The organism is Pantoea sp. SORGH_AS_0659 (assembly GCF_031453915.1).
GTDB lineage: Bacteria > Pseudomonadota > Gammaproteobacteria > Enterobacterales > Enterobacteriaceae > Pantoea > Pantoea leporis.
In genome coordinates, this window is the sequence record NZ_JAVJAK010000001.1 from 2,345,378 (window position 1) to 2,361,505 (window position 16,128).

Here is a 16,128-nt window from a genome sequence, read left to right on the forward strand (position 1 = left end):
ACATGTTGGCTCCCCTCATCGATGACAAACAGAAAATCACGCTGATTGAAGATAGCGGTGTGCAGTTTCTTGATTTCGGTTTGCGTTTACCTGCGTTGCAGGCACGTCGTCAGTTCGTGCGGCAAACCGCCAACGGCCCGCTGCTGCGTCTCAACGTCGACGGCAACAGCGGCAAGTTCCTGCTCTATCCGGAAGATGGCGGCGCGGCGGAAGTGGTGCGTCCGGAAACGGACATCGCGCTAGCCGACTCTCTGAAGCTGCTGGCTCATCAATGGCTGCCGCTGCCGGTGCTGCGCTGCACCAGCGGACGTCGTTTTATCGGCGGCCCGGACAACTGGGCACGTCTGCATCTGGCGCCGCTGGCGCAACCCGACGCGGCAGGCAACACCCATCGCATCACCCTCGCCTTTGATACGCGCATTGTGTCTGAGCAGGATGGCGGCGAGCAGCACGGTTTAAGCAAAGCCGATGCGCAGAACGGCGTCAGTTTCGCCCTCGCCTGGCACAACTACGAGCTGGGTGAATTCCTCGACCATACATGGGTTGATGGCTGGCTGCGTGAAACCTTTAGTCAGCAGGTGCATGCGCTGGAATCACGCCGTGAGCAGGAGCTGAACCAGGCGCTGCGTGAATTCGAATATCAGGCGCACTATCTCAACCTGCTGGAACTGCTGGGCGAGCAGCTAGATCTGGCGGAAATCTATATTCAGGCAACTTCGCTGCAAACCCCGGCGGTCAACGTCGATATCATTCTCGACGTCGGCAACTCGCATACCTGCGGCATTCTGGTGGAAGATCACGCCGAAGAGAGCAGCGGCCTGCGTCAAACCTACGAGCTGCAGCTGCGCGATCTCTCCGAGCCGCATCAGGTTTACAACGAGCTGTTCGACAGCCGTCTGGAGTTTGCTGAAACCCGTTTCGGCAAGGCCAACTTCTCGCTGGAGAGCGGCCGTGAAAACGCTTTTATGTGGCCGTCGCTGACGCGCGTAGGCCGGGAAGCCAGCCGTCTGGCGTTGCTGCGTGCCGGCACCGAAGGCAGCACCGGTTTGTCCAGTCCGCGCCGCTATTTGTGGGATGAAGCGCGCTATCAGCCAGGCTGGCGCTTCAACGCCAACGGCAGCAGCGATGAGCCGCAAGCCACCGCGCTGCCGTTCACCTTACTGATTAACGACGAAGGCCAGCCGCTGCACGCACTGGCGGAAGACGACCGTCTGCCGGTGTTCTCCGCCAGCTACAGCCGCAGTTCGCTGATGACCTTTATGCTGTGCGAACTGCTGGCGCAGGCGATGATGCAGATGAACAGCGTGGCGCAGCGCCAGCGCATGCCGCAAAGCCAGGCGCCGCGCCAGCTGCGTCATGTGATCCTGACGCTGCCGTCGGCGATGCCGAAGCCGGAGCGTGAGATTTTCCGTCGCCGCATGCAGGAAGCCATCGCGCTGGTATGGAAAGCCGAGGGCTGGCATCCGGCCGAAGAGGAATTTACCGCCGCCAGCCAGGCAAACAGCCTGCGTCCGGTACCGGATGTGCAGATGGAGTGGGACGAAGCCACCTGTGGTCAAATGGTGTGGCTATTCAACGAAACCCAGGTCAACTTTGCCGGCCGCGCAGAAGATTTCTTCAGCAGCATGGCGCGCCCGGATCGTCCGCGTGAAGTTGACGAGCTGCCGGGTAAAAGCCTGCGCATCGCCTCGATTGATATCGGCGGCGGCACCACCGATTTAGCCATTACCCAATATCGTCTTGATGACGGCCAGGGCAACAACGTCAAAATCACCCCGCGCTTGCTGTTCCGCGAAGGCTTCAAAGTCGCCGGTGACGATATTCTGCTGGACGTGATTCAGCTGTGGATTCTGCCAGCGTTGCAGCAGAGCTTGCAGAAAGCCGGTTTGCAGCTGGCCGAACCGTTGATGAACAAGCTATTTGGTCACGACAGCCGTATGGACGGACAAGCCACGCTGCGTCAGCAAGTGACGCTACAGCTGTTTATTCCGCTGGCCCAGGCGGTGCTGGAGCAGTATGAAAATTGGGATCCGCTCGACAGCCACAGTGAAATCAACGCGCTGTTCGGCGAGCTGGTGCCGCAAAAACCGGCCAGCAGCGTGCTGGCGTTTGTGAATGGCGAAATTCAGCGCACGCTCGGCGGCGACAGCCGATTCGATCTGCTCGAAGTGCCGCTGGTGGTCAGCATGGCGCAGTTGCACGGCGAGTTCCTGCAACACCGTATGGCGATCATTCCGGCGCTGCGCGCGATGTGTGAAGTGGTGTCGCTGTATCAGTGCGATGTGCTGCTGCTCACCGGTCGTCCGTCACGCTTCCCTGGCATTCAGGCGCTGGTGCGACATCTGCAACCGCTGCCGGGCAGCCGTATTTTGTCGCTGGAAGGCTATCACACCAGCGACTGGTATCCGTTCAACAAGCAGGGCCGCATTGATAACCCGAAATCCACCGCCGCAGTCGGCGCGATGCTGTGCCTGCTGGCGCTCGATCTGCGCCTCAGCAGCTTCTGGTTCCGCGCCGGTGATTTCGAACCGTACTCCACCATTCGCTATCTCGGCGTGCTGGATGAGACCTCGGCGCTCAGCGACGATAATCTGTGTTACAGCGAGATCGATCTCGACAGCAGCAGCTTCGCGCTGGATCGCAAAAGCAGCTTCCGCATTCGCGGCAACGTTTGCCTCGGCTTCCGCCAGCTGGAGAACGATCGCTGGCCGGCCTCGCCGCTGTATAGCCTGAGCATTGTGGACCCGACGCTGGCGCGTCAGGTTGCCGGCGAAAGCGTACTGCGCATTAAGCTGGCGGTGCAGCCCGGCCCGGCTAATCTCGGCCCGGAGCGTTTGGTGCTGAGCGATGCGCGCATGGATGACGGCACGCGTGTGCCGCTGGAGCAACTGAGTCTGAAACTGAACACGCTTTCTGCTACCGGCAACGCGAATGCGCAATATTGGATCGACAGCGGGAGCGTCTGCAAACGATGAGAACTGCCAAAAAAGCCTCGCCGGTTACGCCCGCGAAACGTCTTAGCCTGATGCAGGAAACGCTGGATGGCGCGCTGAACTGGGTGGAAACCCATCAGGCGCACACGCCGCGTCTGGCAATGGAAGCTGAAACTCTGACGCTGCAGCTGCGCCGCGCGCGCGTGGAGAGCCATGCATTGGCGCGCCAGCTGGCGCGTCCGGTGACGCTGGCGCTGTTTGGCCAGTCGCAGGCGGGCAAAGCCTGGCTGCTGAGTGAGATGGTCGGTGATGCCCAGGGCCAGTTAATTGCGCGCCTTGGCGATAAAACCCTAAATTATTTCCAGAACATCAATCCCGGCAATCTCGATTTCGCCATCGCCACCCGCTTCAGCCACCAGCGTGAAACGCAATCCAACGCCTGGCCGCTGGAGATGACGCTGCTGAGCGAAGTGGAACTGATTCGTTTGATGCTGGCCTGTGCCAACACCGAACTGCAGCCGGACACGGCGCAGATCGATGCCGCGTTGCAGCGTTTGCAGCGCCACCGTCAGGATGAAGCGCAGCCTGGCCTCGATAGCGATGCGCTGATCACGCTATGGGCGTGGAGCCGTCGTCACCATCGTCATGCCGAGATTCTCGATCGTCACTTCTGGCCGCAGGCGGTAGCGCTGGCGCCGTGGCTCAACGTGGACGACCGCGTGCAGCTGTTTGCCCTGCTGTGGCCGGGACAGAACGCGCTGAACGAAAGCCTGCGTAGCCTGATGCATTTGCGCCACCAGCTGCGCCATGCGCCGCGCGTGTTAGCGCCGCTCAGCGTGCTGGTGGACGATGCCGCGCTGCCAGCAGAAAAACTGATTGGTAATGATGCCGACTGGCAGGAGATGATCGAAGTGTGTCCGATCGTCGCCAATCGCGTGGGGAAAGCGCAGCATGTTCCGCTGGGATTGCTGTCGCTGCTGACGATGGAGATCACCTTGCCGCTCAGTTCCACGCCGCGTCAGGCGCTGTACGATGATGCGGATATGCTGGAGCTGCCTGCGCCGGGCACGCCAGCCGATCGCGCGCAACAGGATGAACTGGCCCAGCTGCGCAAACGCGATCCGCTGCGCGCCACGCTGCTGGAACAGAAACGCGCACTGCTGCCGGGCCTGTACGCCGCGCGTCAGGGCATTGATCTGATGCTGATCTGTACCGCTGCCAGCCAGCGTCACGACACCGATGTCGCCGCCAGCGCGCTGCGCGAGTGGCACATACACCAAACCATCGCTGCCAGCGGTGAGAAGCCGCGTCTGATTTGGGCGATCACGCCACATGATGCGCGCTATCAGCAGCAGCAGATTAACGTTGATGAAGCGGTGCAACGCCAGATTGGTCAGCCGGGACAGAGTTGGGGGTCGATGCTGGCGCTGGATCGCGCGGGCGTCGATCGCATGGGCAGCTGGTTGCAGGATGAGATGCAGCCGGAAGCGCGCCGTGAGCGTTTAGCGTTGCAGCTCAGCGCGCTACAGCACAAGCTGGTGGAACGTTTGCAGCCGTGGACCGAATCCAGCGCCACGCCAGAACAGGCAGCTCGCAAGCAGGCGATTTCCGATACGCTGCTGAAATGCTTGCAACATCGCACCGGTTTGCACGGCGAACTATTGGAGCGTTTGCAGCCGTCGCGTGAAGCGGTGCGTCAGCTGTGGCTGAGCCAGAGCAGCAGCCATCACATTCAACACAGCGCCAAAACGGCGGCCGCTGAGCAGAGCTATTTCGGCATCGGCTTCGAGTTCGATCTGTTTAAAGATGAGCCGGTAGCTGCCGCTGAGCCGCGCAGTTCGGGCGGGCAACGCGATCAGCAGTTCCCGCAGCAGGTGTTTGCGCTGTGGCTGGAGCACTTGCGTCAGTTGCCGGAGAGCCGCAGCCTGCTGGCGCTGCTCAACGTCGATAAGCCGACGCTGGAGATGCTGGTGGAAGAGTTAATAACCGCTAGCTTCCGTCTCAAGGTGCTGAGCAAACTGCAAAGCGCGCTTAACGAGCCGGATGCGCAGGCCAGCGCCCATGAAGCGCGTACCGATCGCCAGGTTTCACGCGCCATGACGGTGCTGGGGGATTTTGTGGCGTGGCTGGGCTTTTTACAGCGCCCGGAGAGCGAACGTCCTGAAAGCCGCGTCAATCGCGGTCAGACGATTTTCGCCCGTCCGCCTGCACCGAGCGTCAGCTTCTCGCCGGGACAGCGTTTGACGCGCTTGTCTGCCGCGCCCGCCAATCATACCGCTTACTACATCTATGACTGGCTGGTGGGGTTGAATTCGGTGATCGTTGAGAACAATGGCTACACCGGCGGCGGCGATTTGCCCGCGAATGCCCGCCAGATGCTGGCAATTTTGCTGTTACCGCTGCACGCGTAGTTTATTCCCCACGCACCAGGCGCAGCTCGCCTTGCAACTGCTGCTGCGCCTCCTCCAGTAACGCCAGCACCGGCGCGAATTCTGCACTCACGCTGGCGTCATCGGCATGCGCTAAATAGAAGGTGGCCGGCAGCGCCATGCCGCCGGTCAGCCAATCCCATAGCGCATCAAGATTGTTACCGAAATCCACTGGGCAGGCACTCTGCTGCACCAGCGCGCGGTAAAACGCCTGGCGATCTGACAAGTTTTCAAAGTCAAAATGGAGCGTCAACATGGTTAAGGCACCTGTTTGAAGCTGCGATAGTGATCGGTGGTGAGGAAAATCAATCCATCATTTGAGTAAAGCAGACGATCGGCGTCGCGGTGACCGCAATCGTAATTCACGTCAGCTTCATACCATTGCCTGCCCGCCTGCATCGGCAGCCTTCTTTCGCGGTTGCTAAAGCGATCGCCACCAATCGCGCGGCCCGGCAACACTTCACACAAGTTGCCCTTGCTGGGATTCCAGCCCTGACGACGCGCTTCATTTTTGGTGAGATAGAGATCGGGTAATGTGTGATGCTGCTGCAGCCAAAGCGCCACGGTGTTGGCATCGGTGAGCTGCGAAATATCGGGGTGGCTGGTGGCCCATTTATCGGACAAACGCGGTTTTAGCCCGAGCCACAACGCGGCCAGGATCAGAATTAAGGCAATCCAGAGTTTTTTTGACATGGTGGCATCCTGAAAAACAGGACGACGATAATAACAGATTTAGGGCAGGGAAAAACGCGGGCCAGCAGAGCTGGCCCTGGCGGGGTTTACTGCATCGCGCTGGCGGATGGCGCGGCGTGACGACGCCATGCTCCCGGCGCTACGCCATACTGGCGTTTAAAGCTGCGGTTAAACGACTGCTGCGAGTCGAAACCGAGTGAAATCGCCACGTTAAGAATCGGTTCATTGCTGGTGGTCAAGCGATCCGCTGACTTCTTCAGCTTCTTCTCACGAATGTATTCGCCCAGAGGCAAACCCGTGTGCTCTTTGAACATACGCTGCAGGTGCCATTTCGAATAACCGGCGCGCCCCGCTACGGTATCCAGATCCAGACGCGTTTCAATATTGTTGTCAATCCAGTCGATCAAATCGTGAATAAATGCGGTGGTCATCATCTCGTTTTCTCCGGTCGCCGTTGCGAACAGTATCAGTATCAGTTGCAATTACACTTTAAGGTTGAACGACTATGCCAGTTAATGCAAGTTTTATTATTGCATTAAATGCCGCACTGCGCGTAGGGGCTTTGATCCTTCTGCAACGTAATGATCAAAACCGCACATAAAGTGTATCAGATATTCTTGCAGATGCAGTTTGAGCAAGCCTACACTCGTGGCGTTTTAATGCAATCATAAAAGTTGCAGATTTTTCGTACGTCTCCTTTCATTTTCACCAAAGCGGAATAACAACAATGCATCTGCAAACGTACAGGGTTCAATGGGCGGTAAGCCTGTCAGGAGTGATGTTGCTGGGAAGCCTGCTGGCCGGTTGCGATCGCGGTGTGGCGCAAAACGCCCCGCCGCCACCGCCCGAAGTAAGTGTCGCGCAGGTGGTAGAGCAGAAAGTCAGCCAATGGGATAGCTTCAATGGCCGTTTCGAAGCGGTACAGAGCGTGCAGCTGCGGCCGCGCGTTTCGGGCTATATCGATCAGGTTAATTATCGCGAAGGCGATGAGGTGAAAAAAGGTCAGGTGCTGTTCACCATTGACGATCGCACCTACCGCGCCACGCTCGAGCAGGCGCAGGCCGAACTCGCCAACGCGCGCAGCCAGGCTACGCTGGCCCGCAGTGAATCGGCGCGTACCGATAAACTGATCGGCACCAATGTCGTGTCACGCGAAGAGTGGGAACAGCGTCGCTCGGCGGCTAATCAGGCGCAGGCCAGCGTGCTGTCAGCACAGGCGGCGGTGGATATGGCGCAGCTGAATCTTGATTTCACCCGCGTTACCGCGCCGATTGAAGGTCGCGCCAGCCGCGCGATGATCACCACCGGCAACTTAGTGACCGCCGGTGACAGCGCCAGCGTGCTGACCACGTTGGTATCGCAGGATCGTATGTACGTCTACTTCGACGTCGATGAAGCCACCTATCTGCATTATCAGGCGATGGCGCGTAAAGGCGAAAATCGCGGGTCGCTGCCGGTAGAAGTAGCGCTGACCGGGGAAGAGGGTTTTCCGCATCGCGGCACCGTGGATTTCCTCGATAACCAGCTGACCGCCAGCACCGGCACCATCCGCATGCGCGCCTCGCTGGATAATCAGCAGCGTCAGTTCACACCGGGCCTGTTTGCGCGCGTGCGCTTGCCGGGCCGCGCCGACTTCACCGCCCTGTTGATTGATGATAAAGCCGTGCTCACCGATCAGGATCGTAAGTACGTTTACGTGGTCGATGCGCAAGGTAAAGCCCAGCGCCGCGATATTCAGGCCGGCGAGTTAGCCGATGGTCTGCGTATTGTGCAGCAAGGCCTGAAGCCCGGCGACAAGGTGATCGTTAACGGCTTGCAGAAAGTCTTTATGCCTGGCATGCCGGTGAACGCCCAACCGGTGGCGATGCGCTCCGCTCAATAACCTTCGAGACTGCCTTTTATGGATTTCTCCCGCTTTTTTATCGACCGACCGATTTTCGCCGCGGTGCTGTCGATTTTGATCTTTACCACCGGACTGATCGCCATTCCGCTGCTGCCGATCAGTGAATATCCCAACGTGGTGCCGCCGAGCGTGCAGGTGCGCGCGGAATATCCCGGTGCCAACCCCAAAGTGATTGCAGATTCTGTGGCGACGCCACTGGAAGAAGCCATCAACGGGGTAGAAAACATGATGTACATGAAATCCGTGGCGGGTTCCGATGGCGTGCTGGTCACCACCGTGACCTTCCGTCCGGGCACCGATCCGGATCAGGCGCAGGTTCAGGTGCAGAACCGCGTGGCGCAGGCTGAAGCGCGTCTGCCGGAAGAGGTGCGCCAACTCGGCCTCACCACGCAGAAGATGTCGCCGACGCTGACGCTGGTGGTGCACATGTTCTCGCCGCACGGCAAGTACGATTCCCTCTATCTGCGTAACTACGCCACCCTGAAGGTGAAGGATGAGCTGGCGCGCCTGCCAGGCGTCGGTCAGATTCAGATCTTCGGTGCCGGTGAATACGCGATGCGCGTCTGGCTCGATCCCAATAAGGTGGCAGCACGTGGCTTGACCGCCTCCGATGTGGTCAGCGCGATGCAGGAGCAGAACGTGCAGGTGTCTGCCGGCCAGCTTGGCGCGGAGCCGCTGAAGAAACAGAGCGATTTTCTGCTGTCGATCAACACCCAGGGTCGTCTTGAGAGCGAAGAGCAGTTCGGCAACATCATCCTGAAAACCGCTGACGACGGCACGCTGGTGCGCCTGCGTGACGTGGCGCGCATCGAGATGGGTTCCGGCAGCTACGCGCTGCGTTCACAGCTGAACAACAAAGATGCGGTCGGTATCGGTATCTTCCAGGCGCCGGGCGCCAACGCCATCGATCTGTCGAATGCGGTGCGCGACAAGATGGCCGAACTGGCCACCCGTTTCCCGGACGATGTGCAGTGGGCCGCGCCGTACGACCCAACGGTGTTCGTGCGTGACTCGATCCGTGCCGTGGTGCAAACGCTGTTCGAAGCGATTGTGCTGGTGGTGCTGGTGGTGATTCTCTTCCTGCAAACCTGGCGCGCCTCGATTATCCCGCTGCTGGCGGTGCCGGTTTCGGTGGTCGGTACCTTCAGCATCCTTTATCTGCTCGGCTTCTCGCTCAATACCTTAAGTTTGTTTGGGCTGGTGTTGGCAATCGGTATTGTGGTGGATGACGCCATTGTCGTGGTGGAGAACGTCGAACGTAATATCGAGCAAGGCTTGTCGCCGACGGCGGCTGCGCATCAGGCGATGCGGGAAGTGTCCGGGCCGATTATCGCCATCGCGCTGGTGCTGTGTGCGGTGTTCGTGCCGATGGCGTTCCTGTCCGGCGTGACCGGTCAGTTCTATAAGCAGTTTGCGGTGACGATTGCCATCTCAACGGTGATCTCCGCCATCAATTCGCTGACGCTGTCACCGGCGCTGGCAGCACTGCTGCTGAAGCCACATGATGCCGCAAAGGATATGCCGACGCGTATTATCGATCGCCTGCTCGGCTGGCTGTTCCGTCCGTTTAACCGCTTCTTCCAGCGCAGTTCAGATGGCTATGAATCGCTGGTGGGTAAAACCTTGCGTCGTCGCGGCGCGGTGTTCGGCGTCTACGTGCTGCTGCTGGCCGGTGCGGGCTTTATGTTCCATACCGTGCCGGGCGGCTTTATTCCGACGCAGGACAAGCTCTACCTGATTGGCGGCGTGAAGATGCCGGAAGGTTCGTCGCTGGCGCGTACCGATGAAGTGATTCGCAAGATGAGCGAGATCGGCATGAACACCGAAGGCGTGGCTTATTCGGTCGCCTTCCCCGGTTTGAACGCGTTGCAGTTCACCAACACGCCGAATACCGGCACGGTGTTCTTTGGTTTGAAGCCGTTCAGTGAACGTACGCGCACCGCCGCGGAAATTAATGCTGAGATCAACGCTAAGATCTCGAAAATTCAGCAAGGTTTTGGCTTCTCGATTATGCCACCGCCGATTTTAGGTCTGGGACAAGGTTCGGGTTATTCGCTGTATGTGCAGGATCGCGCGGGGCTCGGTTACGGTGCGCTGCAAACCGCCATCAACACCATGACCGGTGCGGTGTTGCAGACGCCGGGCATGATGTTCCCAATTTCATCCTACCAGGCCAACGTGCCGCAGCTGGATGTGCAGGTGGATCGGGATAAAGCCAAAGCGCAAGGCGTGTCGCTGACCGAACTGTTCAGCACGCTGCAAACCTATCTCGGATCGTCGTACGTCAACGATTTCAATAAGTTTGGTCGCACCTGGCGCGTGATGGCGCAGGCGGACGGCGATTTCCGCGATAGCGTGCAGGATATCGGTAACCTGCGTACCCGCAACGATCGCGGCGAAATGGTGCCGATTGGCAGCATGGTGAATATCACCACTACATACGGCCCGGATCCGGTGATTCGCTATAACGGCTATCCGGCGGCTGACCTGATTGGTGATGCCGATCCGCGCGTGCTCTCTTCGGCGCAGGCGATGCAGAAGCTGGAGGAGATGTCGACGCAGGTGCTGCCGAACGGCATGAACATTGAATGGACCGACCTGAGCTATCAGCAATCAACGCAGGGCAATACCGCGCTGATCGTCTTCCCGGTCGCGGTCCTACTCGCATTCCTGGTGCTGGCGGCGCTGTATGAAAGCTGGACGCTGCCGCTAGCGGTGATCCTGATTGTGCCGGTAACCATGCTCTCGGCGCTGGTCGGCGTGTGGCTGACCGGTGGCGATAACAACGTGTTTGTGCAGGTTGGGCTGGTAGTGCTGATGGGACTGGCGTGTAAGAACGCGATTCTTATCGTCGAGTTTGCGCGCGAGCTGGAGATGCAAGGCAAGAGCATTGTCGATGCAGCGCTGGAAGCCTGTCGTCTGCGTCTGCGTCCGATCGTTATGACCTCGATTGCCTTTATCGCCGGTACTATCCCGCTGATTCTTGGTGAAGGTGCAGGCGCAGAAGTGCGCGGCGTAACCGGGATTACCGTGTTCTCCGGCATGTTGGGCGTGACGCTGTTTGGCCTGTTCCTGACGCCGGTGTTCTATGTGACGCTGCGTAAGCTGGTAACGCGCAAGCAACCACAGGCGGAAGTGCAAACTGTGTAAGGGTTTTAGGTGAAATGAACAATCCGGGCCGATGTGCCCGGATTTTTTTTGCGTGCAGATTGAGGCAATAAAAAAGGGCGTCATGAATGACGCCCTTACGGATGAGAGTGGTTTTAGCGGCCTTTTTTACACAGGTCGGCGAGTTCGAGATCGGGCAACTCTTCGCAGTTGCTGGTGTCGTTATGCTTCAGTTCGGCCAGCGCGTCCGCTACGGTGCGGGTTTCCAGCACTTTCAGCGACGCTTCTTCAGCCTCTTCAGCAATCGATTTGAAATACCAACACAGGTTGGCACTGACCAGACAACGCGGTGCCACGTCGGGACGTGACGCCCAGAGTTTTTTATCTTCAATCACAGAAGTATAAATGTCGCGCAGTGTGATTTCGGCGGCCGGGCGACCCAGATGAATGGAACCGGTGCGGCCAAGCGTTGAGACGATGATGCCGTCACGCGTGAGCGGAACCATAAGTTTCCGAATGAAACTGGGGTTCGCTTCAAGACCATACGCCAATATGGCACTGGTCGAGCGTTTGCCCAGTTGCTCCGCCATCGCTACGCTCAAAACCATCTGCAAAGCTGTCGGGAAGCGGTAATCAAGCATTTCAATATCCTGAGTTGCGGTTATCTTGTTGTTTTTATGCCGCGACAGTGAGTAATCAATGAGCAATAAATATAACAAACACTGTTGCTTTTTAGAAGTCAACGCCCGTGATCCAGGCACGTATTCCCCATTTAATCGGGCAGAAGCGCACAGGCTGCTTAGTTTATCACTCCCCTTTCCGACTGTGGGCTGGCCTGCGGCAATTTCTGCTGCAAAAGCGCGACCAACAGCACGTTAATCAACGCCAGAACGCATAGCAACCACAGCGTGGCGCTGGCACCGAGGTGCTGAAACACATAGCCACCAACCAGCGGCGTCAAGGCCTGGCCAATCAAGGCAGGACGCGCCATGCGCCCTACCACAATCGCGTAGGCCTCTGGTTTGACCATCACCAGCGGTAAAGTTCCCCGCACAATGGCACGCAAACCATTTCCGGCACCGTACAGCACCATGCTGAGCACCGCAAACTGCGGATAACACGCCAGCAGCAACAAGCCGAGCGCCACCAATCCCACCGAGAAAAAGGTGGTCCAGATCGGGTGACCGCGCTTGAAGGCGATGTCTACGATGCGCGATGCCACCTGACACGGACCGAGAATCGCACTGATGGCCAGCGCCGACGCCAGCGTGTGGCCGCTGGCCTGCAGCAGGGTGATCAGCTGCACCGAAATCGCCGTCATGATCACCGATGCGAGCGTGAAAATGCTGCACAGCAGCCAAAACAGTGTCGGTGCCAGTTCGTCGCCCTGCGCGGTCGGTTTTACCTTAGCGGCGGCGATTTTCGCTTCTGGCGCGGGTAGCGCGTAGAGATAGGCGGGCAACACTGAAACACATAACAATCCGGCAATGGCAAAACAGGCGTTACGCCAATCCAGCCAGTGAATCAGCAGCGCGGTGCCCGGCCACACGATAGTGGTACAGAAGCCAGAAATCAGCGTAATGCCGGTTATCGCGCCGCGTGCCTGGCCGCCATAGAGCGTGCCGAGCGTGGCAAACAGCGCATCGTACAGGCCCATCGCCATACCTACGCCGATAATCAGCCAGGCAAACAGAAACAGCGGCAGATTGTGGCTCAATCCCATGATCACCAGACCGATCGCCATCACCGCCCCGCTCGCCGCCAGCAATGCGCGGCCATAGGAGCGGGAAATCAGTCGCCCACTCAGCGGCGCCAGCAAACCGGAAATCAGCATGCCGAGCGATAACGCGCCATACACCCATTGCTGCGACCAGCCGGTTTCCGCCACGATCGGATTGGCCATCACCGCCATAAGATAGAAAGATCCGCCCCACGACAGGATTTGTACTGCGCCAAGCGTAACTATGGCGGCGGCAGGTGGCTTTGGCTGAGGCTTCACAACATTATTCCGTTAGCAGGCAAAGCATTGTTATAACACGTTCATCCAGCTTGAAAAATCCCACGTTTCCCTGTTTAACAAAATCCCTGTGCTATGCTGGCAGACCGGCGCCTAAGCCGGTACACTGAAAGGATGTTGTAACTATGGAGGCGTTTTATGGCTCGTTATGATTTGGTTGCCGATCTGCACGAATGCGTTAATGCGCTGGAGGCGGGATTGGGCGCGTTACGTCAACACATTGAGCAGCAACCGCTGTTGATTGCGCGCGTGTTTAGTCTGCCGGAAATCGAGAAAGGCCGCGAACATGATGAAATTGAACGCATCGCGGTGACGCAGCATCTTGGTAAAACGGCACGCGACATGGCGCTAATGCATTACTGCCGCCTGTTTATGCAGCATCAATCGGAAAAGCTCAGCACCAAAGCCGCCGTGCGCTTGCCGGGCGCGATTTGCATTGAAGCCGACGGCGATGTGCATGCGCAGATTACGCAGCAGGTTGCCGAGATTAATACTTTGAAGCAGCGGCTGGAACAGCTGATCACCGTGGAGTCGGGCTTGCCGAGCGAGGCGCGCTTTGAGTTCGTCCACCAGCATCTGCGCGGGTTAATTACGCTTAACGCCTACCGCAGCGTCACGCTGCTCAACGCGCCGGACAGTTTGCGCTTTGGCTGGGCGAATAAAAACATCATCAAAAACGTCACGCGTGATGCGGTGGTAGAACAGCTGGAGCGCAGCCTGAAGGCCAATCGTGCGCAGGCACCGTGGACGCGGGAACAGTGGGCGGAGAAAGTGCAGCAAGAGCTGGAAGCAATCCTCGCGTTGCCAGCCGGTGCGAAGCTGAAAATCAAGCGTCCGGTGAAGGTGCAGCCGATTGCCCGCGTATGGCGCGCCAGCGAGAAGAAACAGGTGCAGCTTGCCTGCCCTTCTCCGCTGCTGGTGCTGTGCCGCGATCGCACGCAGGTGCCGATTCTGGGAGAACTGCTGAACTACGATGCCGATAACGTTGCCTGGCGTCATAAACCGCTGGCCGAGCCGCTGCATCTGATCATTCCGCGCCTGCATTTGTGGAGCGATCGGCTGGCGTAAAATTTATTTTTAAATCGCTGCATCCAATTCGCAGGCTGCCCTCGTATATCAGAGTGTGAGCAACTTCTTCGCTCCCTACTACGAGGATTTATGATGAAAAAGCTAATGAGCATTGCAGTCGTATCCAGCACTTTACTGTTCACCGCAGGTGCATTTGCCGCCATGAATGATGACTCCGTGATGGTCGGCGGCGCAGCGATGTATCCGCAAAAGAACATCGTTGAAAACGCGCTGAACTCCAAAGATCACACCACGCTGGTTGCTGCTGTTAAAGCGGCGGGTTTGGTGGAAACCCTCGAAGGTAAAGGTCCGTTTACTGTCTTCGCGCCAACCAATGCGGCCTTCGCCAAGTTGCCTGCGGGCACCGTTGATAGCCTGGTCAAACCGGAGAACAAAGCGAAGTTGACCAGCATCCTGACTTATCATGTGGTGGCAGGCAAATACGACATGAAAGCGCTGGAGAAAAAAATTAAGCAAGGTGGCGGACATGCCGAGCTGAAAACCGTCAACGGCCAGCCGCTGTGGATTATGAATAATGGCCCGCACAATATTCAGCTGAAAGATGGTCAGGGTAACGTGGCGAATATCAGCACCTATGACGTCACTCAGAAAAATGGTGTGATTGATGTGATCGATACCGTCTTGATGCCTAAGTAATTGCCTATACTCGGATTGGGCATTTTAGCCAACCGGGAAGATGATGGATAACAGGCTTGCAGAACGGTTAGATAACTTATTGCCGGCGATCGCGAAAGGCGATCGCCGCGCGTTTGAGCAACTGTATCGACTTACGTCGCCGCATCTTTTCGCCCTCGCCCTGCGCATGCTGCGTCAGCAAGGTTGGGCGGAAGAGGTGCTGCACGATTGCTACCTCACCATCTGGAACCGCGCCGCTTCATACGATGCCGCCCTGAGCGCGCCGATGACGTGGATGACGCACATTGTGCGCAATCGCTGCATTGACGGGTTACGCAGCGGACAGGCGCGCCTGACGCTGGAGGCAGAAGAGTTTAGCGACCTGCTACCAATCACCAGCGAAGACGAACAGAATAACTGGCACGATCCGGCACAAGCCGATCGCCTGCGACACTGCATTGGCCATCTGAGCAGCGAACAGCAGCAAAGCATCACGCTCGCCTATTATCAGGGGATGTCCCACAGTGATATTGCCGCCTGGCTGCAACAGCCGGTTGGCTCGGTAAAAAGCTGGATTCGCCGCGCGCTGGAGCATCTGCGGGAGTGTGTGGGCCTATGAACGATAAATTACAACGCGATGAGGCCTTATCAGCTGAGTATGCGCTGGGCACCTTAAGCGGGCTGGCGCGTTTGCGCTTTGCACGCAGGTTGCGTAACGAGCCAGCGCTCGCGGCTAACGTTGCGCGCTGGCAAGCCCTGCTGGCGGGCCTGGATAATCAGCTTGCGCCCGTCACGCCACCGGAAAAGGTGTGGAAAAAGATTACATTGAGTTTGCCCGAGCAACGCGTCATTCAACCCAAACGCCATTATGCGGGCTGGCTGGCGGCTGCCAGTGTCGCGGCGTTCGCCCTGCTCGCCTCACTGTTCCTGCAGCAGCCGACGTTAACGCCGTTGACGGTACTGAACGACGCCCAGCATCAACAGCAATGGGTGGTCAGCGCGGACAGCAAACTGGCGCAGCTGAGCCTGACGCCGTTACATCCCGTGACCATCGCCGATAACAACAGTTTGCAGCTGTGGCTGATTCCGCCAGGCAAAGCGCCGATTTCATTGGGTTTGTTGGATAATCAGAAGGCAACGGATGTGGCGTTGAATAGCACGATTTCCCGCTCAGGCATCATTGCCATCAGCCTTGAACCGCGCGGCGGCTCGCCAACCGGCCAGCCAACCGGTCCGGTGTTGTATAGCGGGCGGCTATAAATCACCGCACAATCCGTAGCGGCGCGATTTATCGCGCAATCAATTGCGCCGCTACGAGGGTGCTACGTCTGCCAGTTTTTA

General features: G+C 58.2%; 13 protein-coding genes. 8 read left to right on the forward strand and 5 right to left on the reverse strand.

The features are described from left to right. The first annotated feature begins 2 nt into the window (after window positions 1–2). Both Q3H59_RS10915 and Q3H59_RS10920 read left to right on the forward strand, forming a co-directional pair. Window positions 3–2,975, forward strand: coding sequence for a virulence factor SrfB (locus Q3H59_RS10915; protein WP_309834789.1), 2,973 nt, complete (start codon window positions 3–5; stop codon window positions 2,973–2,975). Then, the gene (locus tag Q3H59_RS10920; RefSeq protein ID WP_309834791.1) at window positions 2,972–5,344 is read left to right on the forward strand and encodes a virulence factor SrfC family protein; all 2,373 of its coding nucleotides are present in this window, start codon (window positions 2,972–2,974) and stop codon (window positions 5,342–5,344) included. Before Q3H59_RS10915 ends, Q3H59_RS10920 begins: the two co-directional genes overlap by 4 nt. Window position 5,345: 1 nt before the next feature. On the opposite strand, the gene Q3H59_RS10925 is transcribed toward Q3H59_RS10920, so the two are convergent. From Q3H59_RS10925 to Q3H59_RS10935, 3 genes are all read right to left on the reverse strand, one after another. Further along, on the reverse strand, window positions 5,346–5,618 hold the full coding sequence (locus tag Q3H59_RS10925; protein WP_210081625.1) for a barstar family protein: 273 nt from the start codon (window positions 5,616–5,618) through the stop codon (window positions 5,346–5,348). A 2-nt stretch (window positions 5,619–5,620) separates the two neighbouring features. Beyond that, a complete protein-coding gene (locus Q3H59_RS10930; protein WP_309834793.1) occupies window positions 5,621–6,055 on the reverse strand; it encodes a ribonuclease domain-containing protein in 435 nt (144 codons plus the stop codon). A gap of 86 nt (window positions 6,056–6,141) precedes the next feature. Continuing rightward, a complete protein-coding gene (locus Q3H59_RS10935; protein ID WP_008110158.1) occupies window positions 6,142–6,489 on the reverse strand; it encodes a helix-turn-helix domain-containing protein in 348 nt (115 codons plus the stop codon). 293 nt (window positions 6,490–6,782) lie between these two features. Between Q3H59_RS10935 and Q3H59_RS10940 the strand changes: the two genes are divergently transcribed. Then, window positions 6,783–7,937 carry an efflux RND transporter periplasmic adaptor subunit gene (locus tag Q3H59_RS10940; protein WP_101764498.1) on the forward strand — a complete coding sequence of 385 codons (1,155 nt, stop codon included), beginning with the start codon at window positions 6,783–6,785 and terminating at the stop codon, window positions 7,935–7,937. Between the two features lie 18 nt (window positions 7,938–7,955). After that, window positions 7,956–11,108, forward strand: coding sequence for a multidrug efflux RND transporter permease subunit OqxB (gene oqxB / locus Q3H59_RS10945; RefSeq protein WP_110866070.1), 3,153 nt, complete (start codon window positions 7,956–7,958; stop codon window positions 11,106–11,108). Window positions 11,109–11,221: 113 nt separating this feature from the next. Here oqxB and Q3H59_RS10950 read toward each other — a convergent pair whose 3' ends face one another. Further along, complete coding sequence (locus Q3H59_RS10950; protein WP_008110154.1) at window positions 11,222–11,707, reverse strand: Rrf2 family transcriptional regulator; 486 nt, start codon at window positions 11,705–11,707, stop codon at window positions 11,222–11,224. 158 nt (window positions 11,708–11,865) lie between these two features. After that, window positions 11,866–13,065 carry an MFS transporter gene (locus Q3H59_RS10955; RefSeq protein WP_309834796.1) on the reverse strand — a complete coding sequence of 400 codons (1,200 nt, stop codon included), beginning with the start codon at window positions 13,063–13,065 and terminating at the stop codon, window positions 11,866–11,868. Between the two features lie 156 nt (window positions 13,066–13,221). Here Q3H59_RS10955 and tus point away from each other — a divergent pair, with 156 nt between their 5' ends. The 4 genes from tus (at window position 13,222) to Q3H59_RS10975 (ending at window position 16,047) form a co-directional block, all read left to right on the forward strand. After that, entirely contained in the window at window positions 13,222–14,151 is a 930-nt protein-coding gene (gene tus, locus Q3H59_RS10960) for a DNA replication terminus site-binding protein (RefSeq protein ID WP_101764501.1), read from the forward strand. 93 nt (window positions 14,152–14,244) lie between these two features. Next, entirely contained in the window at window positions 14,245–14,808 is a 564-nt protein-coding gene (locus Q3H59_RS10965) for a fasciclin domain-containing protein (RefSeq protein WP_309834798.1), read from the forward strand. Window positions 14,809–14,851: 43 nt separating this feature from the next. Beyond that, window positions 14,852–15,406: a sigma-70 family RNA polymerase sigma factor gene (locus Q3H59_RS10970; protein WP_110866066.1), complete on the forward strand. Its 555-nt coding sequence runs from the start codon at window positions 14,852–14,854 to the stop codon at window positions 15,404–15,406. Next, entirely contained in the window at window positions 15,403–16,047 is a 645-nt protein-coding gene (locus tag Q3H59_RS10975; RefSeq protein ID WP_137385709.1) for an anti-sigma factor domain-containing protein, read from the forward strand. The genes Q3H59_RS10970 and Q3H59_RS10975 overlap by 4 nt, the downstream gene beginning before the upstream one ends. Window positions 16,048–16,128: the final 81 nt, after the last annotated feature.